The 23,576-nt window shown below is 50.5% G+C and carries 22 protein-coding genes; 16 read left to right on the top strand and 6 right to left on the bottom strand.

The window, feature by feature from the left end; genetic code table 11:
- Positions 1–4: 4 nt before the first annotated feature.
- Positions 5–1,597: a spore germination protein gene (locus NYE70_RS06495; RefSeq protein ID WP_341045434.1), complete on the bottom strand. Its 1,593-nt coding sequence runs from the start codon at positions 1,595–1,597 to the stop codon at positions 5–7.
- A 218-nt stretch (positions 1,598–1,815) separates the two neighbouring features.
- Here NYE70_RS06495 and NYE70_RS06490 point away from each other — a divergent pair, with 218 nt between their 5' ends.
- The gene (locus NYE70_RS06490) at positions 1,816–2,859 is read left to right on the top strand and encodes an HD-GYP domain-containing protein (protein WP_341045433.1); all 1,044 of its coding nucleotides are present in this window, start codon (positions 1,816–1,818) and stop codon (positions 2,857–2,859) included.
- Between the two features lie 69 nt (positions 2,860–2,928).
- Here the strand turns inward: NYE70_RS06490 and NYE70_RS06485 are convergent, their stop codons facing one another.
- Positions 2,929–3,624 (bottom strand): L,D-transpeptidase family protein, encoded by a 696-nt coding sequence (locus NYE70_RS06485; RefSeq protein ID WP_445323745.1) that lies wholly within the window; start codon positions 3,622–3,624, stop codon positions 2,929–2,931.
- A gap of 326 nt (positions 3,625–3,950) precedes the next feature.
- Between NYE70_RS06485 and NYE70_RS06480 the strand changes: the two genes are divergently transcribed.
- From NYE70_RS06480 to NYE70_RS06435, 10 genes are all read left to right on the top strand, one after another.
- A complete protein-coding gene (locus tag NYE70_RS06480) occupies positions 3,951–4,823 on the top strand; it encodes a MurR/RpiR family transcriptional regulator (protein WP_213655048.1) in 873 nt (290 codons plus the stop codon).
- 206 nt (positions 4,824–5,029) lie between these two features.
- Complete coding sequence (murQ, locus tag NYE70_RS06475) at positions 5,030–5,944, top strand: N-acetylmuramic acid 6-phosphate etherase (RefSeq protein ID WP_213655049.1); 915 nt, start codon at positions 5,030–5,032, stop codon at positions 5,942–5,944.
- A 29-nt stretch (positions 5,945–5,973) separates the two neighbouring features.
- Positions 5,974–7,446, top strand: coding sequence for an ABC transporter substrate-binding protein (locus NYE70_RS06470; protein ID WP_341045429.1), 1,473 nt, complete (start codon positions 5,974–5,976; stop codon positions 7,444–7,446).
- An 84-nt stretch (positions 7,447–7,530) separates the two neighbouring features.
- Positions 7,531–8,448: a carbohydrate ABC transporter permease gene (locus tag NYE70_RS06465; protein ID WP_211020766.1), complete on the top strand. Its 918-nt coding sequence runs from the start codon at positions 7,531–7,533 to the stop codon at positions 8,446–8,448.
- Positions 8,449–8,466: 18 nt separating this feature from the next.
- Positions 8,467–9,327 carry a carbohydrate ABC transporter permease gene (locus NYE70_RS06460; RefSeq protein ID WP_341045427.1) on the top strand — a complete coding sequence of 287 codons (861 nt, stop codon included), beginning with the start codon at positions 8,467–8,469 and terminating at the stop codon, positions 9,325–9,327.
- Positions 9,324–10,562 carry an anhydro-N-acetylmuramic acid kinase gene (locus NYE70_RS06455; RefSeq protein WP_341045426.1) on the top strand — a complete coding sequence of 413 codons (1,239 nt, stop codon included), beginning with the start codon at positions 9,324–9,326 and terminating at the stop codon, positions 10,560–10,562. Before NYE70_RS06460 ends, NYE70_RS06455 begins: the two co-directional genes overlap by 4 nt.
- Entirely contained in the window at positions 10,559–11,539 is a 981-nt protein-coding gene (locus NYE70_RS06450; protein WP_341045425.1) for a GNAT family N-acetyltransferase, read from the top strand. The genes NYE70_RS06455 and NYE70_RS06450 overlap by 4 nt, the downstream gene beginning before the upstream one ends.
- 2 nt (positions 11,540–11,541) lie before the next feature.
- Entirely contained in the window at positions 11,542–12,246 is a 705-nt protein-coding gene (locus NYE70_RS06445) for a PIG-L deacetylase family protein (RefSeq protein WP_341045424.1), read from the top strand.
- The gene (locus NYE70_RS06440) at positions 12,243–13,385 is read left to right on the top strand and encodes an exo-beta-N-acetylmuramidase NamZ family protein (protein ID WP_341045423.1); all 1,143 of its coding nucleotides are present in this window, start codon (positions 12,243–12,245) and stop codon (positions 13,383–13,385) included. The genes NYE70_RS06445 and NYE70_RS06440 overlap by 4 nt, the downstream gene beginning before the upstream one ends.
- A gap of 54 nt (positions 13,386–13,439) precedes the next feature.
- Positions 13,440–14,456, top strand: a complete 1,017-nt coding sequence (locus tag NYE70_RS06435) for a BadF/BadG/BcrA/BcrD ATPase family protein (RefSeq protein ID WP_341045422.1) — start codon at positions 13,440–13,442, stop codon at positions 14,454–14,456.
- Positions 14,457–14,563: 107 nt separating this feature from the next.
- On the opposite strand, the gene NYE70_RS06430 is transcribed toward NYE70_RS06435, so the two are convergent.
- Together NYE70_RS06430 and NYE70_RS06425 are read right to left on the bottom strand one after the other, a co-directional pair.
- Positions 14,564–15,874, bottom strand: coding sequence for a (Fe-S)-binding protein (locus NYE70_RS06430; RefSeq protein WP_341045421.1), 1,311 nt, complete (start codon positions 15,872–15,874; stop codon positions 14,564–14,566).
- Positions 15,871–17,283, bottom strand: a complete 1,413-nt coding sequence (locus NYE70_RS06425) for an FAD-binding oxidoreductase (protein ID WP_341045420.1) — start codon at positions 17,281–17,283, stop codon at positions 15,871–15,873. Before NYE70_RS06425 ends, NYE70_RS06430 begins: the two co-directional genes overlap by 4 nt.
- A gap of 156 nt (positions 17,284–17,439) precedes the next feature.
- Here NYE70_RS06425 and NYE70_RS06420 point away from each other — a divergent pair, with 156 nt between their 5' ends.
- The 4 genes from NYE70_RS06420 (at position 17,440) to NYE70_RS06405 (ending at position 20,893) form a co-directional block, all read left to right on the top strand.
- Positions 17,440–18,129 (top strand): FadR/GntR family transcriptional regulator, encoded by a 690-nt coding sequence (locus tag NYE70_RS06420; protein WP_213655056.1) that lies wholly within the window; start codon positions 17,440–17,442, stop codon positions 18,127–18,129.
- Positions 18,130–18,189: 60 nt separating this feature from the next.
- Positions 18,190–19,059 carry an alpha/beta fold hydrolase gene (locus NYE70_RS06415; RefSeq protein WP_341047532.1) on the top strand — a complete coding sequence of 290 codons (870 nt, stop codon included), beginning with the start codon at positions 18,190–18,192 and terminating at the stop codon, positions 19,057–19,059.
- A 62-nt stretch (positions 19,060–19,121) separates the two neighbouring features.
- Entirely contained in the window at positions 19,122–19,886 is a 765-nt protein-coding gene (locus tag NYE70_RS06410; RefSeq protein ID WP_211020757.1) for a hypothetical protein, read from the top strand.
- Positions 19,871–20,893: a DNA-methyltransferase gene (locus NYE70_RS06405; RefSeq protein ID WP_290407320.1), complete on the top strand. Its 1,023-nt coding sequence runs from the start codon at positions 19,871–19,873 to the stop codon at positions 20,891–20,893. Before NYE70_RS06410 ends, NYE70_RS06405 begins: the two co-directional genes overlap by 16 nt.
- A gap of 57 nt (positions 20,894–20,950) precedes the next feature.
- Here the strand turns inward: NYE70_RS06405 and NYE70_RS06400 are convergent, their stop codons facing one another.
- Positions 20,951–21,346: a DUF2871 domain-containing protein gene (locus NYE70_RS06400; protein WP_211020755.1), complete on the bottom strand. Its 396-nt coding sequence runs from the start codon at positions 21,344–21,346 to the stop codon at positions 20,951–20,953.
- A gap of 159 nt (positions 21,347–21,505) precedes the next feature.
- On the opposite strand from NYE70_RS06400, the gene NYE70_RS06395 reads away from it, so the two are divergent.
- A complete protein-coding gene (locus NYE70_RS06395) occupies positions 21,506–22,525 on the top strand; it encodes a phosphotransferase (RefSeq protein WP_341045419.1) in 1,020 nt (339 codons plus the stop codon).
- Positions 22,526–22,529: 4 nt separating this feature from the next.
- Here NYE70_RS06395 and NYE70_RS06390 read toward each other — a convergent pair whose 3' ends face one another.
- Positions 22,530–23,498, bottom strand: coding sequence for a M23 family metallopeptidase (locus NYE70_RS06390; RefSeq protein WP_244861513.1), 969 nt, complete (start codon positions 23,496–23,498; stop codon positions 22,530–22,532).
- Positions 23,499–23,576 lie beyond the last annotated feature (78 nt).

Here is a 23,576-nt window from a genome sequence, read left to right as displayed (position 1 = left end):
CTCATCATCCTTTATCTTTGGCCCAACCTCGAGAGTCTTTTTTCTGCCTAGTGGGGTTTACAGCAGCTGTTTGAAGCGGGCGTTTATGCATTTTGTACCAAGGTGCCCGGACAACGGTATCTTTCAAGTCCGAAACCACTAGCGGAGCTACCGGGGACAAATAAGGAACTCCGAACGACGCCAGATTGTTCAGATGGATATAGATCAGGATCAATCCGCACGCGATACCGTAAAGGCCAAACATCGCAGCAAGAAACATGATCGGAAACCGCAGGAGCCTGAACGATAATCCAAGGTCAAAATGCGGGATGATAAAAGAGGCGATCCCGGTCAGCGAAACGATAATGACCATGGCGGCGGAGACGATACCCGCTTCCACGGCGGCGGTGCCTATGATTAAGGCTCCGATAATGGAGACGGCTTGGCCGATTGATTTCGGAATCCGGACCGAAGCTTCCCGGAGTGCTTCAAACGCCAGCTCCATCATGAACGCTTCCAAAAAGGCAGGAAACGGAACGATCTCCCTAGCGGCTGCGATGGTTCTTAAAAATTGCGGAGGAATCATCTCCGGATGGAACGTTGTAATGGCGATATACAGAGAAGGCAACAGCAATGAAATGAAAGAAAAAAAGAAACGGATCCAACGTATCCATGTCGCAGCGATAAAGCGTTGGAAATAATCCTCCGAAGATTGCAGCAACATAGTAAGCGTGACCGGAACAATAAGTGCCATCGGCGTTCCGTCTACAAAGAGCCCTAATCGTCCTTCTAACAATGCAGCTGACACGACGTCCGGCCTCTCCGTATATTGCACCTGAGGGAAGGGGGAATAGGGATTGTCTTCGATGGATTCCTCCACATAAGACGAGCCAAGAACGCTGTCGATTTCGATATAGGAAAGGCGCCGCTTCATCTCATCTACCAGTTCGGGCTTGCATATCCCATCGATGTAGGTGAGTACGATGTCGGTCTTTGTTTTTGTTCCCAAGATCAGGGATTCCGTTTTGAAGTCCTTGTTCTTTAGCCGTCTGCGCATGAGGGTGAGATTAATTTCCAAATCTTCAATGAATGCTTCCCTTGGTCCGCGGATGACAGACTCATTCGGAGGTTCCTCAATCGAGCGGGTCGGATAAGACGAAATAGAAAAAGTCATCATCCGGTTGTCCCCGTCGATCAGCAGCAGAGCGCCTGCGTCCAAAATCGCGGCCAAGCCTTCGTTCATGTCCTCAATAATTTTGTTTTGGGATACGGACAGTCCCTTGTCTTCAAACAGAAACTTATATATTTCTTCATGTTTTTCCAAGCTATCCGCTTCTTCTTGCAGGCTCCGAATGATGAAGTCTTGGGCGGTAGTCTGGTTGATCAATCCGCGAATGTATATCAGGGCGCTGGATTGTCCCGAGCTGAGATCAAATTGACGTACGATCACATCCGAGCAATTCTCAAATTGTTGTTGAAACCAGTCGAGCTTATCCTCGAGACTTTTACCTGTCGATGGCCGGGAAGGAGGGAGTGTATTTGGCGGCTGCCCGTTCGTTTTCTTCGATTTGTCTCCGCCGGTGGTCCCGGAATGCTTCGGACGTCTCCAAATTGGCAAAATGATGACCTCCCATGTGAATCATATGATGCATATAAAATTCTCGAAAATCAGGAAAATTATTCTGTGAAAGGAAATACAGACTTTGGAACTATTTATTTGTGATGTCGTTTGATCGATATTTAAGATATAGCAGCTAGCATAAATCCGCCTTATTCCGGCAAACAGCGAGAATCCGCTATCATATAATGAAGTAACGAGATAAGAGGGGGGCTAAATTGAAAACTCATGTAATGGAAATTCAAGAAGGGGATCGGCTGCGGACGGACATATTTAACCAGGCAGGTCTCCACGTTCTTCCCAAAGGAACAAGCATACATAAAGAAGAAATTGCACTTCTCATCCGTCAAAACATTAACTATGTGGACATTGAGCCCAGAGAAGACGAGCTGTCTCTCTCAGGCCTGAACCGACAGGATTTTACGAACCGGCTGAAGGAAAATTTCGAGCGCACAGTGCTGGGCTACCAGTCCATATTTCTCGAAGCGCTGACGACGGGGAAATTCAACCAGTCCATGGTGGAAGAAAAGCTCCAGCCGATGCTCGAAATCATTGACAGTAAAAAAGACGTCGTATCCCTGTTGATCACTTTTGGAGAAAACGACACCAATCTTTACACGCACTCTTTGCAAGTGGGTCTTTTGTCCTATTACATTGCTTCCTGGCTCGGATACACGCCGGCGGAATGTTACGAGATCAGTAAGGCAGGGTATTTGCACGATATCGGTAAAAGCAAACTCCGCCAAGAACTGCGCAATCATGCCGGTCCATTCAATGAGGCGCAGATTGACGAATTGAAGCGGCATACGAGGTACGGCTACGAAATTATACGTGATTCCATGACGGATGAAGTTCCGGCTCTGGTTGCGCTGCAGCATCATGAACGCGAGGATGGCTCGGGTTATCCTCAGGGATTGAAGAAGGACGAGATTCACCCGTACGCTCAAATTGTCGCTGTGGCCAATACTTATGTGGAAATGACCTCACCGGACAATGCGAAGGGCCGCTTAGGTTTGCTAACGGTGCTCCGCAAAGTGTACGAGCTTGGGTTCGGTGAACTCAACGAACGGGCGGTGCAGGCGCTTGCCCGCCATTTGATTCCGCAATTCATCGGGAAACAGGCTCGCTTGAGCAATGGCGAAACCGCAACGATCGTTTGGAACAATCCGAGCGATTTTTTCAGACCGCTGGTCCAGGTTAAAGACCGTTTTCGGGATTTGGCGGTGGAACGCGACATTGTTGTAGAGGATATTTTTATGTAGTTAAGGCATTAAAAAGCCGGGTTCCGCATTTAAGCGGAACCCGGCTTTTGCATTGTCGTACTCCTGTCGTTATTCCAGCAAGCCAAGCTCTTCGTAAACCCGAAAGTCGACAACCCCGTTGACGGGCAATTGGCGGTCATCCTGAAATTTTCTCAGGGCGGAGGCGGTGTCCGAACGGAACTTGCCGTTGCATACTCCCTGGAAGTAACCTGCGCTTTTCAAGCGGGATTGAATGAGCTGGACGTCTCCGCCCACATCGCCTTCAGCCAGATTTCGCGGCTCCTGGCTGGCATAGCCGAGAACATGTCCGTAGATGGTAACCTTGGTCCCGACCGGAATCAACTCATACAAATCAAGCACATCTCTATTTTGCATTCGAATGCAGCCATGGCTGAGATGCTGGCCGATCGAATATGGCCGGTTCGTTCCGTGTATGCCGTAAATGCCCCAAGGGACATTGAGACCAAGCCAGCGCGGGCCAAAAGCGGGCCCCCAGTTCTTACCCTTGTAAACAACCTGATATTCGCCTACAGGGGTTGGGGTGGAGGGATTGCCTACGGCAATCCTGTAAGTTTTGAAAGGCTCCCCTTGGACGAGCACGACCAGCTTGTGCTGAAGCGGATAGATTTCGATCGCAAAAATGCCGTCCTCCTTCTGAATCGGCAACGAAGGGTCGGCAGCGACCGGTTGAGGGTTTACGAAATTAACGGCATATCCGTTCAACAGCACAAACAGAACGGAAGCCGCCAAAGTAACCCGTCGCATAAGACAAACGATTGTTGAGATCATGGCAGTCCTCGAAATGATTATTTGAGGATAGGATACCCATGACAATTATTTTCATTCCAGGTATCCCTGATCTTCTGCCAAGAACAGAATTCGCATCGATGCCAATATAGCATACGATTCATAAAACTAACAATAAAATACAGAAATAAAATTTATTATGATAGTTAAATACTGAAATTTAATTTCAACAAAACAATGACAATTTCCAGATTTTATATCTTTTTCGCTTGTCTTTTAAATGAAAACCGCTTAAGATATGAGTGCAAGTTCAGTATAGATTAATAGGGTGAGTAGGGAAGCCAATGGCGATTAACGATAATATTTTGATCAAAATCCGGGAAATGAAAGAGAATTTGACCCCCGTAGAGAGACTCGTAGCCGAATATATTTTGGCCAATACGGAGGAAATCCCCCATCTATCGATCAAGAGCCTTGCTAAACAGAGTAAGACCAGCGACGCTTCCGTGCTGAGGTTTTGCAAGACGATGGGTTATAGCGGGTACCGTAATTTTATCGTGAGCATTTCCGCAGCAGTGGGTTCCATGGATGAGGAGCGGAAAGACGTATATACCGACATTCAGCCGGGGGATGATCTGTTCACCATTACCTCCAACATTTCACGAAACAATATCAAGTCGATCGAGGATACGCTGAGCGTCATCGACCGCAATGAGGTGGCTCGTGCCGTCAAGGCGCTTCGCGCCAGCAGCAGGATTGTTTTCTTCGGTATCGGCGCTTCCGGATTAATTTGTATGGACGGCGAACAGAAGTTTTCCCGCATCAACAAGCACTGTCACGCCTATACGGACGGACACAGCCAGCTTACCGCGGCAACCTTGCTGGGCAAAGGCGATGTGGCTATATTCGTTTCCAATTCGGGCGATACCGTGGAAATTCTGGAGACTCTGGAAATCGCGAAGAAAAATAATGTGTCCACGATAGCCATCACCCGGTATAACAAGAGCGAGCTGGCGGACAAGGCGGATATACTGCTCGGCATCTCAACGCCGGAAGTCACGATGCGAAGCGGGGCCATGGGCTCCAGAATCGCTATGTTGACCGTTATCGACATATTATTCGCCGGGGTGGCCAGCGCGGATTACCAGAATGTAAAGAAGTATTTGACCAAGACGCACAATATTCTAGCGGGGAAGCACCGCAGCCGGAAATCCTGACTTGAATCCTATCGTTAAAAAAGGCATCGACCCACGAGGGCTGATGTCTTTTTTTGTAGGAAAAAAGAATTAAAAAAACAAAATAAAATTTCACGATAAAATTTTATTTCAAAAACTATTGACTATGTAAGCGGTTTCCATTTAATATAAAAACCAAGAAACGAGGCCTTGAGTTCATCATCAGTGAGGAGAAAGGATCTGCTGCTATGGAACAATATTTTGCAGGACTGACTACGGAAAAAATTAATCCAAACACGCAAATGATTGATGAGTGCACGACCGAGCAAATGCTGCAACTGCTCAATCAGGAGGATGCCAAGGTTCCGGCTGCAGTAGCTGCGGAAATTCCACAAATCGGGAAGGCGGTGGATGTTCTACACCAATTGTTAAAGAACGGTGGAAGAATGTTTTATATAGGAGCGGGTACTTCAGGGAGACTTGGCGTACTGGATGCATCCGAATGTCCGCCAACCTTCGGCGTGGATCCCTCATTGGTACAAGGACATATTGCCGGAGGGGATATGGCCTTAAGGGTAGCCGTGGAAGGATTCGAAGACAGTGCGGAGGAGGGGATGGCCCTAATCGATCGCGTCGGCGTCACGGCAAAGGATGCCGTAATCGGCATTTCGGCAAGCGGCTCCGCGAGCTTCGTTATCGCCGGGCTGCAAAGAGCCGCGGAACTCGGTGCGGTAACGATCGGTGTCGCTAACAACAAAGGCTCCCGACTGGAGTCCGTTTGCGACATATGCATCGCACCCGTCGTCGGGCCGGAGTTCATTACGGGTTCGACGAGACTGAAGGCGGGTACGGCGCAGAAGCTGGTGCTCAACATGCTGACGACATGCACGATGATCAAGCTCGGAAAGACGTACAACAATCTGATGGTGGACCTAAAGGCTAGCAACAAGAAGCTGTACGACCGTTCTTTACGGATCATTAAAGTCGCTACGGGCGCGGACAACGAGACGGCAGCCAAATATTTGGAGCTGGCCTCGATGAACTGCAAGCTGGCGATACTCATGATCAAAACGGGACTGGATGCAAAGAAAGCGGAGCGAGCGCTCCAAGAGAACGATGGGAATTTGAAAATGGCTATTCGTACTACCAATAAAGTAGTTTAGCAAGATATCCCGGGGGGAGGATTTTTCTGATGACAAGAAAAATGCAAGTATTGGCTTCCGTATTGGCTCTCTTTATGCTCTTGACGACATTATCGGCATGCAGTTCAAAAAACAGCAATTCAGGGAACGGCAATTCAGGAAATGGCAATGGGGGATCGGCAGGCAGCGAAGCCAACGGAAACGCAGGGAAATCGGAAGCTAAAGATACGATTACTGCGCTGCTTCCGCCGGTTTCGGGCAATTATCAAAACAATTTTGCGCAAATGGAAAAGGATTTTAATGCGCAATATCCGAATCTGACTTTGAAAATCGAGCCGGCAAGTTGGGAAGACATGACCCAGAAGCTCGATACGCAAGTCAACGCCGGCAGCCCTCCCGACATCGCCTTTATCGGCTCTGACGGCATATCCAAGTACGTGCAACAGGGCATGCTGATGGACATTAAAGATACGGCGACCCCGGAGATGGTATCGGATTACGATCCCGCTCCGCTCGAATATATGAAGAACGGCGACGGCCTCTACGGCTTCCCGGCCTACATGGAAGTGCACGCCATCGGCGGCAACAAGGAGTATCTTGAAGCTGCAGGCATCGATTGGAAAAACGTGCAGAAGAACGGCTGGACGTTCGAAGAATTCCGCGAAGCGATCAAAAAAGGCGTTGTCGAAGAAGGCGACACTACGAAACGGTACGGCTTTGTCTTCGCAACATCGGGCGTTACAGCTAAGGATTATTTGAACATTTTGATCAAAAACGCGGGCATGCCTGCTCCTTTCAACAAGGATTTGAAGTATGCCTACACCAGCAAAAACTACCTGGAAGTGTTAAAAGCGGTCCGGCTCATGATCGACGATGGCTCGATGCCGAAGGAGCTTAGCTCGGTGGACGCGGGCAAGCGCTGGAACATGTTCCTCACCGGTCAAACGATGATTACCGGGAAAGGGCTGGCGACTTTCGAAAACTCGGCCAATAAGAACAATGAAAAACTGAAGGCGAATGACGGCAGCGCCGTGCAGGGCAGCATTCCGGTAGAGTACATCGTCCTGCCTGTCCCGACCTTCCTCGGTCAGGAGCCGGTCTCGAGTACTGTAGTTGACGGGTATGTTACTTTCCGCGGCAAAAAAGAGCCTACGGCGGAGCACAAAGCTAATGTGGTAAAAGCGGCATACTTCTTGGCCAGCGGTCAGGTAGCGGCCACGACGAACAATGACCTGTTTGCGGCTCATATTTCGAAGTCGGGCAGGGAAGCCGCCGAAAGCATGACCATTGACCGGAATCCGGACAACGTAGCCGCGGTCGAAACCCTGCTGTCGCATGCCAATCCTGCCCGTCCGGACATTCCGGTCGAGCTTGGCGCCAAGGCGATTAAAATGGAAGACGAAGTCATCATTCCAAAATTGCAGGCCTTGCTTGCGGACGAAATTACTCCGGAAGAAATGTATGAAGCCGTTAAAGCCGCAGCGATCAAGAACTTTGGCGAAGACGGCATCGTAAACGATTAGTCTATTCTGCTCGGATAGTCGCGGGTCATTCTGCGGCTATCCGGTCCATTTTTTGCAAATGTGATGAAAAAGGGGTTCAGACATATGGCTCAGTTGGCAAAAGCACCGATAGCTAAACCCGTTAAGCGGCGGAGATGGAAGGGAGACGGAGGCTGGGCATATGCTTTTATCGCGGTTGCGTTGATCGTCTATGCGATGTTTACGGCCTATCCGGTAATCAGCGCCTTTATTATCAGCTTTCAGGAATACCGGCCGCTCGGCTCCGTTTTTATCGGCTTCGACAATTACACCAGCACCTTCCGGGATTCCCTGTTTTGGAAATCGATTAAGAATACGATCGTGTATACCGTGTTGACCGTACCGGTATCGCTACTTCTCTCGTTTGCTGTCGCCATTATGATTCTTCCGCTCAAAAAGGGACTGCAAACGACGTTTAAGGCAGTCTACTATTTACCTGCGGTTGCTTCCGGCGTAGCCTTGTCGGTCGTATGGCTGTGGATTTTCGATCCGATGACATCCGGAATCCTGAACCAGTTCCTCGCGCTGTTCGGTATTTCCAATCAGAATTGGCTCGGGTCCAGTGCGTCGGCGATGTTCTCCCTCGTGCTAATGGCTTGGCTGTCGAGTCATGGAACCAGCATCATCATCTATCTGGCAGCATTGCTAGGTATTGATGGAAGTTATTATGAAGCGGCCGAGCTGGATGGTGCCTCTTTTTTTCAAAAATTATGGTACATCGTAATCCCTTGTCTCAAGCCGACTACGCTGTTTCTTCTCGTCACCGGGGTCATCGGTTCGTTTCAGGTGTTCCAGAACGCTTACCTGATGACGGGCGGCGGACCGGATAATGCCACGACGATGGTCGGTCTGCTTATTTTCAACAATGCGTTCAAGTACTTCGAGTTTGGCGAAGCGGCGGCACAATCCCTGATTCTGACAGTCATTATCGCCGGGATATCCCTGATTCAGTTCAAATTCCTGGGCAATGACGTGGAATATTAGAGGAGAGGAGAATGATCCATGGCGTTGTATAGCACACACACGGGCAACAAACCGGTCAAATACATCCGTAATACAACGATAACTGTCGTTCTTCTGCTCTTTGCGCTGGCGACGCTGTTTCCGATTTACTTCATGATTATTTCCTCCTTCGGCGATCCGGTGGAAGCGGGAGCTTTAAGCTATTCGCTTTGGCCGAGTAAAATATCATTCGATTCCTACAAGTTTTTCTTTGATTACAGTGAACATTCTTACCGCTGGCTGCTGAATTCGCTGATCGTCGCAAGCTGCGTCACCGTATCCAATGTGATCTTTGCGACGCTGGCCGGCTATGCCTTTTCGAAAATCCGCTTCAAGGGCCGGGAGATTCTGTTCTTCATTCTGCTCTGCGCGATGATGATTCCGTATCAGGTCACCCAGGTACCGCTTTATATATTGATCGTCAACGTTTTTCAGATAGAAAATACGTATTCCGCCCTGATTATGCCGGGCCTTGTCACCGTCTTTAACATCTTTCTGGCCAAACAGTTCATGACCTCTATCCCTACGGAAATCCTGGAGTGCGCGAAAGTCGAAGGCTGTAACCAACTGCAGATTTTCCTCAAAGTCATCGTGCCTTTATCCAAAACGGTCATGGCGGTCATGGCGATTCTTACCTTTATGGAAAGCTGGAATACGTTCTTTTGGCCGTTCCTGGTCACAAATACGATGGATATGCAGACGATCCAGGTCGGGTTGAAGAACTTCCGTTTTGCAAACACGACATATTTTGCTCCGATGTTGGCCGGGGCTACTATTTCTGCACTTCCGATGTTCATCCTGTTCTTTAGCCTGCAAAAATACTTCCTCGAAGGTGTTACCGTAGGGGCGGTGAAGGGGTGAGTGATACAGATATCCTGCATGCAGCCCAGTCTCACTATGCGGTCGGGCTAATGTCCGGCACGTCCGTGGACGGTATTGACGCCGCTTTGGTCAAAATCACGGGAAAGCCCGGTACTAAGGTAGAGATTGAGCTCGTTGCGTTTAATAATTCGCCGTATCCCGTGCGGGTCAGGGACGAAATCTTTGCCCTGTTCGATCCGGAAAAGGCGACGATTGACCGCGTGGGCCGGTTAAACGTCTGGCTTGGGGAGCTGTTTGCGGAAGCGGCGCTCTCGGTCATCGCTATGTCAGGACTATCGCCAGAAGACATCGCCTTCATCGGCTCCCATGGACAGACGCTGTACCATTCGCCCGAAGCGGAGAACATCGACGGCTATGACCTGCGCTACACCGTGCAAATCGGAGAAGGGGCGGTCATTGCGGCAAGGACAGGCATTACATGCATATCCGACTTCCGGGTGGCCGATATGGCGGCCGGAGGACAAGGCGCTCCGCTGGTTCCCTTTACCGAATACTTGCTATACGGGGAGGAGAAGCGAACCCTGCTGCTGCAAAATATCGGCGGTATCGGGAATATGACGGTAATTCCGGCCGGCTGTGCGGCGGAGGATGTCTTTGCTTTTGATACCGGGCCGGGGAACATGCTGATTGACGGAGTGGTCACCTGTTTGACTCATGGAGCGAAAACGATGGACGCCGGCGGTGTTATCGCCCGCGGGGGTAGGCCGGATTCCGGATTGTTGAGTCTGCTTATGCAGGAGCCTTATTACAGCCGGGGTCTGCCTAAATCGACGGGCAGGGAGCTCTTCGGAACGGCTTATGTCGACAGGCTGCTGAATTATCAACAGGAGTTCGGGTTGTCGGATGCGGATCTGGTGGCGACGGTTACCCGGCTTACTGTCCGGTCCATCGGTGATGCGTATCGCCGCTTTGTCCGGGACCGATATTCCGCGGACTTGCTGATCGTCGGCGGAGGAGGGAGCTATAATCCCGTGTTAATGGAGGGCTTGAAGCAAGAGATGGCGTCGCTGGGCGTCCAGGTGCTGAGCCAGGAAGATCTCGGTTTCAACAGTGATGCGAAGGAAGCGATGGCATTTGCCCTGCTTGCCGATTATACGCTAGCGAACCGGCCGAACAATCTGCCCGGCGTGACGGGAGCGGAAAAGCCGGTAGTCATGGGAAAGATCAGCTTGTTTAATTCTGGAGGGGACAGGGAAAGAGGTGCAAAATCTTGATAAGAATCTGGGAACACCGATACATCCCGGAGACGCTGGAGTTATGGAACAGGGAAGCCGTGAAGGACGGATATAAAGAGTTTTCGGAGGAGACCTTCTCGGAGCTTATTCTGGAAAACAAATATTTTGATCCTGAAAGTGTTTTTTTGCTGTTTGATGAGGATGAACGATTGAAGGGATTCGCTATAGGATGTACGGGTGCGGATCTGCCTTTGGGCGCCGAAGCGGGTTATATTACCTGCATGGTTAGCGAGGGAAAAGCAGCTGAGGGAGATTCCATTGAGGAAATCTTCACTCTTCTGCTGGAAGCTTTGGAGACGCGATTCCGCCTGCTAGGCAAGACGCAGGCAGATGTATTGTTTTTCAATCCGATGATGCTGCCTTGGTATATTCCGGACACGCCGGGTCATGAGCATAATAATGCCCCCGGCGTGCCGGTCGGCAGCCGGATGCATGAATTTCTGCTGCGCAGCGGCTATGCGGAACGGGCCATAGAATGCGGGATGTATTTGCGTCTGGATGATTTCGCCATTCCCGAGACGATCATGTCAAAAGCGCAGAAGGCGGAAGCGGAAGGATATCGGGTGAGTGTCTACGATCCTTCGATTCACAGAGGAATGGAAGAGATGCTGGAGAGTTTAAGCAATCCGCTTTGGCGGAAGCAAATTCCTGAGTTTGCCGCGGACGGCGCTCCGCTGATTATTGTGGAGAATAGCGGAATGTTGGCCGGATTTGCCGGGCCGGTAATCAGGCAGGCTAACGGGCGGGCTTTCTTCGCAGGTATCGGCGTTCATCCGCATCACGAAGGGCACGGTCTGGGCACCTTACTGTTCTTTAATATGTGCGAAGCGTTCCGGATGGTAAGTGCGGAGTACATTTCCCTGTTTACGGGCAGCGAAAATCCGGCTAAATCCATCTATGAAAAAGCCGGGTTCCGGACGGTCAAATCATTTGCAGTCATGAGAAGGGAGTTGTAACGATGAGTGAACAACCATTGACGATATTAGCAATCGGAGGACATGTAGGGGATATGGAATTGACGGCTGGCGGGGTGCTGGCTTCCCACTCGCTTAAAGGCGACAAGATCGTGACACTTGCGCTTACGGCGGGGGAAAGAGGCGTTCCGGCCGGGCAGGATATGAAGGAATACCGCAAACAGAAAGTGTCCGAGGCCGCGGAATTCGCGGAAATGCTCGGCGGCGAATCGATCGTGTTCGACATTCCCGACGGAGAGTTGTCCAACAACGAGGACATGCGATACCGGGTCTGCGATGTTATCCGTAAAGTGCGGCCAAATGTCATCATAACTCACTTCAAAAACAGCATGCACAAAGACCATATGACGACGCATCTTATTGTGAATGACGCGCGTTTTTTTGCCGGCCTTGCTTCTATTGAACGGGAAAACCCTGCACATTTCGCTTCCAGGCTGTATTATGCGGAAAATTGGGAGGATGCGGTGGATTACAAACCGTACGTATATATCGATTTCGACCAGGAGGCTTATGATCTGTGGGTGAAGGCGGTGTCCCGGCACTGGTTCGTGACCGGGAGCAAGTCGTTCCCTTATCTGGAGTATTACAAGCATCTGGCTAGAGTCCGCGGGATCGAGGCGCGGAAAACGTATGCTGAAACATTTATGATTCCGGCGGAAACGATGCGCGTCCTAAAGACCGAATTATGAGAGTTGAAAACGGGGCTGACCGTATCGTAGACTATTCCCGGTTGTTCAAAGGCAAAAAGATCGGTCTGATCACCGCTCCCACCGGACTCACCGCCGACCTTGTATCCACGATTCAAATTTTCAAGGATAACTTTCATTTGGCGGCATTGTTTTCGCCGGAGCATGGAGTCCGGGGGAATCTGGCCGCCGGGGCGGAGGTGGAGACCTATCGGGATCCGCTCACCGGGGTACCGGTCTACAGCATGTACCGTAAGGATTCCAAACGGATGACGCCGGAAATGCTGGACGAGGTTGACCTGGTAGTCTACGATATTCAGGATGTGGGCGTGCGTTATTATACTTTTATATATTCGATGCTGTATGCGATAGAGGATTGTGCCAAAGCCGGCAAACCGTTCGTTGTTCTTGACCGCATCAATCCGTTGGACGGTGTCACGGTGGAGGGCAATGTGCTCAAACCGGGCTATGAATCTTTTATAGGGAACTTCCCGCTTTGCGTGCGATACGGTTTAACGCCCGGCGAAGTCGCCGGGATGGCGAATGACAGGATGGGCTGGAATGCCGATTTACATGTCGTTCCTTGCAAGGGGTGGGAGCGAAGCCAGCTCTTTCCGGAGACCGGACGGATCTGGATACATCCATCGCTAAACATTCCACGATTTGAGACCGCCCTGCTGTACGGAGGCACCTGCCTGTTTGAGGGGACTAATTTGTCGGAGGGACGAGGGACGACGTTCCCGTTTGAAATGATCGGGGCTCCGTTCATCGAACCGGAGCGGCTGGCGGACGAAATGAATGGCTTGGATCTGCCTGGAGTAAAGTTTCGCCCGGTTTATTTTACGCCGACGACGTCCAAGTTCCAAGGGGAGCTATGCGGAGGCGTTCAGCTTTATGTGACGGATCTCCGGGCGTTTCATGCCGTAGAAACCGGAGTAACTCTGATGTACACGATCAAGCGGAACTATCAGGAATTTAGCTATTTGCCTCCTATCCGGGCCAATTCCCGACCGTTTATCGATCTGTTGTGCGGAGATAAGCTGTACAGGGAAGGGACGCTGGATTTGCCGGAGTTGTTGGAATCATTCCGTGAGGAGAGCAGGGCCTTTTCCCTGGAGAAGAAGAAGTATCATCTATATTAACTGTGTGTTCAAAAAGTTGACTTTTTGAAGAACCTCTGGAAAGGGGGAGCGGCGATGAGAGACGGGATAGATTCCAGCGGTTCTACCCCTGGAGAAGGGAAGATGGAATCGAACGGTGATATAAAGATAAATCCCCAACCTGACCATGCCGTGAAATATGTAGCGGGTTTGGATGGAGGCGGCACGAAAACGAACGTCGTGGTCGCAGACGAGCAGGGAAAGGTACTCAACGCTTTTACTTCGGGCGCTTTGAACCTCAACGGAGAGGATCACGAACGGGTGCGCCAAAATTTGCGCGAGATTCTGTCATCAATATCGAAGCTTTGCGGCGGCATGGATCATTGCGTGCATATTTGCATCGGTGCGGCGGGCATCAGCCATCCGGAAGCGAGAGCGCGATTGACGAATGCGATCAGAGAGAGCGGCTACCACGCCGGACTGACCTTGGTCGGCGATCATGAGGCGGCTCTCTATGGCGCGTTGGAGAATCCGCACGGCATGATTCTGATCGCGGGTACCGGCTCGATCTGCTACGGAGTGAACGAGCGGGGGATTTCTCACCGTACCGGCGGCTTCGGCCACCTCATCGACGATGAGGGGAGCGGCTACAGCATTGGCCGGGAGATCCTTAGTGCCGTCGTCAAGGCGCATGATAGACGGATTCCTCCGACTTTGCTTGAAGGAATGGTCACAAGACAGCTTCGGATTCCGGAGGATTCCGATCCTTTGCGGGGGTTGGTGGGTTTCGTTTATGACAAGAACCGAAACAAGCGAGACATCGCCGCGTTAGCCCCGCTTCTGAACGAAGCGTGCGCCCTTGGCGATGAGGCGGCGATCGGCATCGCTCACTCCAGCGCAGAGTCTTTGTCCGACCTGGTCGTACCGGTGGCCGAACGGCTATCCTTGCAGGAGGGCCGGCTCGCATTCGCCGGCAGCGTGCTGCTGCACAATACGTATGTGCAGTCCGCATTGCGTGAAAGACTGGCCCGGCGTTATCCGCGCCTGGACATGGATTTGCCGCGGCATGATGCGGCATGGGGTGCAGCGATGATGGCCTTGAGCTTGAAATAAATATTATAAACTTCAATAAAAAGCCGCCTTTTACGGACGTACCGGAAAGGCGGCTTTAGTTCGTTATTAAGGGGCTGAAGGTGTGGCCGCTTATCAAGGATTGTGTCTTACAAGGCTCGATTCAACAAATCCATGATATGCACGGCTTCCATTCGATCCTCCAAGCCTGCGCGGATAATGCCTTGCTTCATTTGCAGCAGGCAGCCAGGATTGGAAGTGACGATGATGCGTGCTTGCGTTGCTTCGGCATGAACCATTTTACCGTCCAATATTTGCATGGACATCTCATATTGGGTCAGATTATATGTGCCGGCCGAGCCGCAGCAGCTGTCGGCCTGCCTCATTTCTATCAGGTCGAGACCGGGAATGCTGCGCAACAGCTCCCGGGGCTGGGTGCGTATGCCTTGGCCATGAGCAAGATGACAGGAGTCCTGGTAAGTAACCCGCGCCGGGACCGGTTTGGTGAAGGACAGCGGCGGCAGCTCCGCCAAAATTTCCGAAGCGTCGCGGTTCGCGAGCGCAAATCGATTCGCCCGTTCTTCCCAGGCCGGATCGCCCCGGAACCAATGGACGTATTCTTTCAAGGCCGCTCCGCAGCCCCCGGCATTGTTGACGAGGTAATCGACGCCGGAGCGCTCGAAAGCCTCGATATTTGCTTTAGCAAGCTCCTTGGCGCCGGCCATTTCGCCGGAATGGGCATGCATGGCACCGCAGCAGCCTTGATCCTTTATGAACACGACATCGCAGCCGGCCTTCGTCAGGAGACGCGCCGTGGCTTCATTTGTCTCATAAAATAACATATCCATGAGACAACCCGTGAACAGACCGACGGTCATCGTCTTTGGCGTTTCCGCCGGCATCACGGTTTGGCGTTTGGACCGTTTCCATGGCGAAGCAACGCGGGAAACAGCCTGCTGCATTTCCGCCATCGGCCCGGGCAACATCCGGATCAGCCCCGTGCGGCTCGCAAGCTTTTGCAGACCCAAGGCCTGTGCGCTCCAAAGTAAAGTCCCGAGCCGTTTGACCCGTTTGGGATAAGGGAACAGATGCCGGAACACCAGGCTTCTAACCGCCGACGGTTTCCCGGCAGTATGATGATAGTCCTGCACGACTTCGCGGGCTGTTTCGAGCAGTCCGCCATATGGGACGCCAGCGGGACATGCCGTCTCGCAGGCCCGGCAGCCCAGACAGGCGTTCATGTTGTGCTCAAACTCCGCGTCAACGGGCAGTTGCCCGCTTGCTACCCCCTTCATCAGGGCAATGCGCCCCCGGGGGCTATACGTTTCCAGTCCGGTTTGAGCATATGTCGGACAAGCGGGAAGACAGAAACCGCAGTGCATGCAGTTCAAGATTTCGTCCATATTGAACTTTGCAAGGACAGGTCCGGTTCCGGCGATGTCTTTATGACCTGACTTCATCTCTTCACCACCAGTCTGCGGCGTTCGCTGCGCGCGAAGATTTTGCCGGGGTTCATAATCTGATGGGGATCAAAAGCTTCTTTGATCCGTTGCATCAATTCGATTCCGGCTTCGCCGGTCTTCAGATGAAGGTACTTCATTTTGGCGAGTCCGACGCCGTGTTCGCCGGTTATCGTTCCCCCGAATGAAATGGAAGCGCGGAAAATCTCTTCAAACGCCAATTCCACCCGGGCAATTTCCTCGGGGTTTCGCTCATCGGTCATGCAGGTTGGATGCAGATTTCCGTCTCCGGCATGGCCGAAGGTGCAAATTTGCAATCCGTACTTCACCGCAACCCGCTCCACCTCGGCGACGATATCGGCAAGGCGGGAGCGGGGGACGGTGGCATCCTCCATAATCGTCGTCGGTTTCAGACGAGACAGAGCGGACAAAGCCGCACGCCTTGCCGTCAGCAGCTTTGCTCCCTCCTCCGGGGTAGCGGCGATCTCAACGCTTGCGGCTCCGTTTAAGGCTGCAATTTCGGCGATTCTGGCAATATCGCGCCCGACAAGCTCCTCCGGTCCGTCCTGTTCAATCAATAACATGGATTTCATATGGAGCGGAAGGCCCAGCTTGGCAAAGTCATCGACGACCTGCATTGTTCCTTGGTCCATGAATTCCATGGTAGCCGGAATAATTCTGGAAGCGATTACATTTTCAACCGTTCTGGCTGCGTCTACCAGATTCGTAAAATAAGTGACAAGAGTGCGTTTGCTTTCCGGCAAAGGAATGAGCTTCAATGTAATCTCCGTAATGACGGCAAGCGTTCCTTCGGAGCCGACCAGCAGCCGGGTTAAATCATAGCCGGCAACGTCCTTGACGTTTTTCCCGCCGCAACGCATAATTTCCCCGGACGGCAGCACATATTCGAGACCCATGACATAGTCCTTGGTCACTCCGTATTTCAAGCCGCGCATGCCCCCAGCGCATTGCGCTACATTTCCGCCAAGCGTGGATATTCGCATACTTCCGGGATCCGGCGGATAGAACAGGCCAAGACTTTCCACGGCTTGATGGAAATCGGCGGTGATCACGCCAGGTCCGACGGTCGCGGTCAAATTTTTAACGTCGATTTCATGGATTTGATTAAGACGGTTCAAATTGAGGACGATTCCGCCTTCAACCGGAATGGTGCTTGCGGCAAGATTGGTGCCGGAACCCCGCGGAATGACGGGTATGCGATGTTCGTCGGCCAGCCGGAGAATTTCGGAAACCTCACGGGTATTGGCTGGATGAACGACCGCCTCGGGCATGGACTGAAACATAGGGGTGGCGTCATAGGAATAGGCATATAGCTCGTTCGGAGTATCCCGAACCCACGATTCTCCTGAGATGGAGACAAGCTTGCTTCTGATTTCCGGTGTGATCATCTGTACATTCCCTCCCGGATAATGATAGAATAAGTGTAGATTAAACAGGTCATCTGATGAATTTGAACTCACTTTACCATTATTTAAAGGGAATGTATAGATAGTTATTTAAAATTTTTATTACTTATAGGGAACAGCCGGAAAGGAACTATAGAGATGGATTTAAGTAAAAAAAATGTAGATATCGTAACCGAGGAATTGCAGAGAATTATTGAATCCGGTCTGGTTAAGCCGGGGGAAAAGCTCGACACGATCGAGAATATGGCGGTCCGGTATCGCGTAGGACGTTCTACGGTACGAGAAGCAATCAGTCATTTGAAAGCCCGGGGCCTGATCGAAACGAAACAAGGCGGCGGCACCTTCGTGAAGGCACAGGCGCTGGAATCGATCCAATCGCGGAAGATCAATGATCGGCAAGAGCTGATTCAGTTGCTTCAGGTGCGTAAAATCGTGGAGGTGGGAAGTATCGAACTGGCGGCTGAGTTTCGGACCGATAAGGATTTGGAGGAGCTGGGTGCGATTGTCCGCCATATGGAAGACGCTATAGGAAATGAAGAAATGAGCCAGGTCTATGACGTGAATTTTCATCTTGCCATTGCGAGAGCAGCGCAAAATAAAATGCTGGAAGGGATGATGGAAAGCGTCTCCGACATGATGTTCCGCACGATGCGGGATACCCGCAGCTTATGGATGTTCAGTGAGCAGGAATCCGCCCGCCGTTTGTTCCAGGAGCATCAGCAAATGTTCCAGGCCATAGCGGACCAAAACAAAAGTGATGCCGCTAAAATTATGAAGCTTCATTTGGCCAAAGCCGGGAAAGAAATGATGAGCGGCATGAAAATTTGAGCAGATGATGTGGCTATAATTTTATGCGGTGTAATTGAATTGACGAAGGGGAAATGGAATATGGAGAATCAAGGAACGATTACAATTGACGGTTATCCGTTGACGTATCTCATAGAGGGAGAAGGCGTCCCGGTGATGGTCATCGGAAGCGCGGCCTACTATTCCCGTTTGTTTTCTAGAGAGCTCAGAAATAGCTTGAAGCTGATATTTATCGATCACCGGGGTCATGCCCCGTCTCCAGCGGACACGGAGCTTATGGCACCAGAAGCTCTGCTGGATAAAGTGCTGGACGATATCGAAACGATCCGCAATGATTTAGGGCTGAAGGATTTCGTCATAGCCGGGCATTCGGGCAATGCGTTCCTTGCCGTGGAGTATGCGCTCAAATATCCGGCTGAGGTCCGGCAAGTCGTGCTGCTGAATACCGCCACCAGCAATAGTGCTGAGAGGCAGCAACAAAGCATTAATTTTTTTGAGCAGACCGCATCCTCTGAACGCAAGCACCGGTTTGAACAAGAATTCGCTCTCTTACCTGCTGATATCGAACGCGAGCCTGAAAGGCGATTTGCCCATATGTGTATCCGGTTTGGAGCACACAGCTTTTTTGATTACGACTTTGACGCTACTTCTATGTGGGATGGAGTATATACGAATATGCCGATCCTTGATACTCTATGGGGCGAAGCTTTCGCGCAGCTGGATCTTCGGAAACGTCTAGGCGAATTACATACTCCAGTCTTTTTAGCTCTCGGCCGGCATGATTATCTCGTGGGTCCGTATACTTTGTGGGATGGGATGGAGGATAAATACCCCAATATCCGCAAAGTGTTGTTTGACCGCAGCGGACATAATTCGATGATGGAAGAGCCGGAGCTATTCGATGCCGAGCTTAAGGAATGGCTTTGTTCCTTGAACGGCCAAGGTTCATAATCTTGTTCTTTTCCGCCTTCATGTTACACTAAAGAGTGACCATGGAGAAGGAGACTGACAAGATGGAATACGAGGACATGACATTTAAAATCCCCCAGGAAAGTCCCGACTATGAAGAGCAATCGAACTTCGTCGTCAAAAATATCGAGGCGGTTATAGCGGACAGCATCGAGAAGAACACGAACAAAATCGTTCTGAATACGAGTCTGAAGCTGGGCTTGCCTCTTGAAAATATTAATAAAATCGCCGGTCCGATGATCGAAGCGTGGGCAGCGGAAATTTTTACGGATGTCCGTGACGACCTGAACAATCCGTATCATCTTATTAATGTCGATGCGCAGCCCCGGCTCGGGATGGCGGATATCGTGCTGCAATTCAAACAGGACGAAACGGTTTATACAGGAAACGTTGACGTGAAGGCAACCGCCGGGGACATACCAAAATCGGGCCGAGGGCCGAATATTACGTCTTTTTCACGAATTAGAACCGCTTATGTGGATGACCCGGATTTTATGTTCATCATTCTAAGTCTGAAGCACAAAGTGTACTCGGTCAGAAATGAAGAGACGTTCCTGATGGATGGCATTATGGAAATCACCGATTATAACGCCTATGATCTCAAATTTATCAGCGATGGGGATATTAGCTATAATCCTGCGCTCGGCTCCGGACAAATTCAGATTAAGGATATCCACTACATCACTTACCAGCACAGAACGACCTGGGAATTTTGCCAACTGCTGGACGCCAAATATTTGCGCAGTTCCCGCAGAACGATGGACGACTGGTACAGGGAGGCCACGAAATTCAAATGGATAAAGAACTGAGACTGGATGCCATTTGCGGAGACAGCTTGCAGGTTATGAGAGAGATGGAGCCCGAATCCGTAGATCTCATCGTGACGGACCCGCCCTATAACCTTTCCAAAGACTATGGAAATACGAAGGACAATCTGGAATTTGACGAATATCTGGATTTCTCCAGAGCATGGCTAACCGAAGCTAAACGGATTCTGAAAAAAGACGGGACGATCTACGTGTTCATGGGTGTAAGATACATTTCTTATATCTATGCCATTCTTGAAAGGGAGCTCGGCTTCGAGTTCAACTCGTGGATTACCTGGTATTATACCCAGGGGATCGGAAAGACGAAGGGCTTCAGTCCGCGCCATGACGATATTCTCATGTTTACGAAGAGTAAGAAGTTTAACTTTTATCTGGACCAGGTTCGTGTGCCGCAAAAATATTATCGAAGCATCAACAACATGCGGGGGGCGAATCCGGGGAATGTATGGGAATTCAGTCATGTGCATTATTGTCAGACGAGCCGTCAGCCCCATCCGACCCAGAAGCCGGAGGGCTTATTTGAAAGGATGATCCTGGCCAGTTCGAAAGAAGGGGATACGGTGCTCGATCCGTTCGTGGGAAGCGGGACCGCGCTTCGGGTTTGTCAGCAAACCGGCAGAAACGGTATCGGTATCGACATCAACCGGGAATATATCGAAATGGCGAGTGAGCGGCTGAATCTGGAGTTTAACGGGTTCGACAGTATCGACGACCGGTTCGAGCGGGTTCCCAACGACCTGAATGAACGAGAAATCCGCCGGGAGTATATCCGCAATCATATCGAATGGTTTTTGGAGCATCATCGGGGTTCGCTGGATACCTTCGTCGATTCGGTCAAGGAGAAGTATGGACATAAGATGGATGCCGAGGAATTGAAGGAGCTGGAGAGCCTGGTCCGACAAAATCCGAAGCCTGCCAATAAGCAGCATTTGAAAATCCGGAGTGATAAGCCGGGAACGGAGCAGGTGGAGCAACTTGAGTTTTTGTGAACAGAAAAGGGTCTTCCGGAATGAAATGAACCGGAAGACCCTTTTTGATCTGTTAGATTATTTTACCCGTTTGCCAAGCAGAATCAGGAGCCACACGAACCCGGCGCCCAGAATCGTATGACCGAGTCCGGCGATATGCGGCAGGAAGCTGATATCGGTTCCGTTAATTTGCAGCATCCCGCGGGTCGCCATGGCCCCGATCGTAATCAACAGGCCTAAATTATATACGATATACCAGGCGTTAAAAGATTTGGCCTCATGGACTTGAAAAAGTTTGCCTAAGATCAAGGTTATGAGGAAAAACAAAAATCCCAGCACTAGAATATGCGTATGAAGCGCAACCAGGATCGTATCGCCGGTAAAATCACTGTGCTTCGTAATCTCGCGGTAGGATATTCCTGCGAGCAAACCGAGAATGGCGTAAAAAAATGAGGCGTAATATAGTTTTTTCATGTCGCTTCTATCCCCTTCTTGAATTTCTTCTTGATCCAAGCATAGCAAGCAAATAAGAACGGAATATGAACGGATGATTACATTTGGAGGTTGCGCCGTAATTTGCGATAATAGAGAAGTATAAACATTACTTTGATTATGCCGGGAGAGGATTAAAGGATGTCTGAATCGATGGTAAGGCAGTTTTGGCCGGGATGGAAAGGACCCATCAAGGAAGGCGATAGCGGCTGGAACAATACAACCCGTTATATTGAAAATAAAGGACGCAACTGTGTGCTGCGGATTTACGAGACTCATCGGGACCGCGAGAAAATAGAGTTTGAGCACGAAATACTGGCTCGCCTGCAGGATATCCCGCTCAGCTTCCAGGTCCCTTTTCCCGTTAGAACGCCGGAAGGGGACAGCATTATCCGGATGGAAGACGGCAGCGGCCGGTTTGCTTGCCTGTTCGAATATATCGAGGGAGTACGACCGCAGCATGAGGGATTTGTCGCTGCCCATTCATTTGGACAAGCGGCTGCGGAGTTGGTCGAAGCTTTAAAGACGGTCAATACCGATTTGGCTCCCTCATACCGACCATACTATGAACTGCATCAATCTTATCCGATTTGCGATTACGAAACGGTCCGTAAATTTTGCGAGCATCCTCCGGAGGCTTTCCGGGAACAGCATGACGCTATTCTTGTATTGGGTGAAGCCTATGACAAAATCTGCGACCGTCTCGAGGATTTAAGAAACCTGCCCCACCAGCTGGTGCACGGTGATCTGAATCCGTCGAATCTGCTGGTATATGAGGATCATCCGGAAGAAATCGCTGCGCTGCTGGATTTCGAATTCTGTACAAAAGACGTAAGAGCCATGGAACCGGCCGTCGTGATCTCGGATCTGCTTGGTTACGGAGATAAGCGCGAGAATATTCGGCAATTTTGCGAAGGCTTCGGCAAACGGCTTCGTCTGAAAACCGAAGAAATCGCCAATATTCCGAGCCTTATTCGTTTAAGAAAGGTGGATGTATTTCTTCATTTCCTGAGCCGGTATCTGAAGGGAACGGACGGTCCCGCTGTGCTTAAATCTCAAGCTGAATCGCTGGCAGCCGAGTTGGAAGAGCTGAAACGGGATGAAATCTGGATCCGCGAAATCTTAAGGGAGCATTTGTTGGACCGGTTAGGATTGGATTAATTGTTTAAAAGGAGGGGCTCACTACGGTTCCTTTTTGCGGCATTGGAACGGTGTCCGTCCCCTCAAAATAAAGCGGAAGCCCCTCAGCCAATACGGGATGCGGCGTCAAGACCGGATTTTGGCGCTGATGATGAATATGCAAATGCGGTTCCGAGGTGGAGCCGCTGTTGCCGACTCGTCCTAAAAGATCACCGGTTTGTACATGATCTCCTATTTTGACTGTCAGACTATTCTGTTTCAAATGATTAAGGAGCAAGTAGGTGCCGGTTTCATCGAGCTTTAGATAGACGTGATTTCCTTCCATGGAGAGAAATGACTCGCTCCCCGGCTCTATATCGTGTTCTTCATCATAGGCGGCAATGACAATCCCCGACGCCGGAGAAAGGATTTCTTGATTCCATATTCCGTAATCCTCCGGGTTGTGGCTTCCTGTGTTGAAAGGCTCCATGACGAGGTCATAGGCCCAGCGTTCGGATGCCCAAGTGATGTGAGGCAAGTTCGTATTGAGGGAATCACCACCCCAACCGACAACTGTTTTTCCGGCAAACGGCCAGTTTACGGTAACCGAGGGCTGAGCATTTTGAATACGTGACGGGTACGGTAATTGTATGATGTTCATAAGCAATAACAAATGGAGGCTTAGGAGGATTGCGGCAATGAAGCCGATCCTTCTTTTTTTCGTGCTTTTCTTTTTGATGACATTTATGACCCACAGAGTAACATTCAAAAGCAAATAGGCTATACCTAAAATGGGGATGACCATTTTGAGTGAGAACCATGCATAGGCGCGCGGTAACCCAGCCCCGGCGTAAACGAAGATCCATGTCAAAATAAGAACGGTAAACATGGCGGCATTCATAAGACCTATTTTTTTAAGTAGTTTCATAAGTAGGAAACAACTCCTGTCCGTTATATGTAAAACTCTATCACTACTGATAGACGATGAGGAGAGGGGCAAACCCTGCATCCGCATAAATATATCACCCAGTTGTTCGGTGACCAGCTTCCGGTAATATGGTAATGGAAAGGCCCTTTTTGCTTTTCATGGAAT

It is taken from the genome of Paenibacillus sp. FSL R5-0407 (genome assembly GCF_038009185.1).
Lineage (GTDB): Bacteria > Bacillota > Bacilli > Paenibacillales > Paenibacillaceae > Fontibacillus > Fontibacillus vini.
Note: the sequence above shows the minus strand (reverse complement) of the source record. Positions and strands in the feature narration are given on the sequence as shown.

What these genes read in the sequence shown, in the direction of transcription:
- NYE70_RS06485 (WP_445323745.1), bottom strand. Translation starts at nt 3,624, where the DNA reads ATGCGACGGGTTACTTTGGCGGCTTCCGTTCTGTTTGTGCTGTTGAAC.
- NYE70_RS06480 (WP_213655048.1), top strand. Translation starts at nt 3,951, where the DNA reads ATGGCGATTAACGATAATATTTTGATCAAAATCCGGGAAATGAAAGAG.
- murQ (WP_213655049.1), top strand. Translation starts at nt 5,030, where the DNA reads ATGGAACAATATTTTGCAGGACTGACTACGGAAAAAATTAATCCAAAC.
- NYE70_RS06470 (WP_341045429.1), top strand. Translation starts at nt 5,974, where the DNA reads ATGACAAGAAAAATGCAAGTATTGGCTTCCGTATTGGCTCTCTTTATG.
- NYE70_RS06465 (WP_211020766.1), top strand. Translation starts at nt 7,531, where the DNA reads ATGGCTCAGTTGGCAAAAGCACCGATAGCTAAACCCGTTAAGCGGCGG.
- NYE70_RS06460 (WP_341045427.1), top strand. Translation starts at nt 8,467, where the DNA reads ATGGCGTTGTATAGCACACACACGGGCAACAAACCGGTCAAATACATC.
- NYE70_RS06445 (WP_341045424.1), top strand. Translation starts at nt 11,542, where the DNA reads ATGAGTGAACAACCATTGACGATATTAGCAATCGGAGGACATGTAGGG.
- NYE70_RS06440 (WP_341045423.1), top strand. Translation starts at nt 12,243, where the DNA reads ATGAGAGTTGAAAACGGGGCTGACCGTATCGTAGACTATTCCCGGTTG.
- NYE70_RS06435 (WP_341045422.1), top strand. Translation starts at nt 13,440, where the DNA reads ATGAGAGACGGGATAGATTCCAGCGGTTCTACCCCTGGAGAAGGGAAG.
- NYE70_RS06430 (WP_341045421.1), bottom strand. Translation starts at nt 15,874, where the DNA reads ATGAAGTCAGGTCATAAAGACATCGCCGGAACCGGACCTGTCCTTGCA.
- NYE70_RS06425 (WP_341045420.1), bottom strand. Translation starts at nt 17,283, where the DNA reads ATGATCACACCGGAAATCAGAAGCAAGCTTGTCTCCATCTCAGGAGAA.
- NYE70_RS06420 (WP_213655056.1), top strand. Translation starts at nt 17,440, where the DNA reads ATGGATTTAAGTAAAAAAAATGTAGATATCGTAACCGAGGAATTGCAG.
- NYE70_RS06415 (WP_341047532.1), top strand. Translation starts at nt 18,190, where the DNA reads ATGGAGAATCAAGGAACGATTACAATTGACGGTTATCCGTTGACGTAT.
- NYE70_RS06410 (WP_211020757.1), top strand. Translation starts at nt 19,122, where the DNA reads ATGGAATACGAGGACATGACATTTAAAATCCCCCAGGAAAGTCCCGAC.
- NYE70_RS06405 (WP_290407320.1), top strand. Translation starts at nt 19,871, where the DNA reads ATGGATAAAGAACTGAGACTGGATGCCATTTGCGGAGACAGCTTGCAG.
- NYE70_RS06400 (WP_211020755.1), bottom strand. Translation starts at nt 21,346, where the DNA reads ATGAAAAAACTATATTACGCCTCATTTTTTTACGCCATTCTCGGTTTG.
- NYE70_RS06395 (WP_341045419.1), top strand. Translation starts at nt 21,506, where the DNA reads ATGTCTGAATCGATGGTAAGGCAGTTTTGGCCGGGATGGAAAGGACCC.
- NYE70_RS06390 (WP_244861513.1), bottom strand. Translation starts at nt 23,498, where the DNA reads ATGCGGATGCAGGGTTTGCCCCTCTCCTCATCGTCTATCAGTAGTGAT.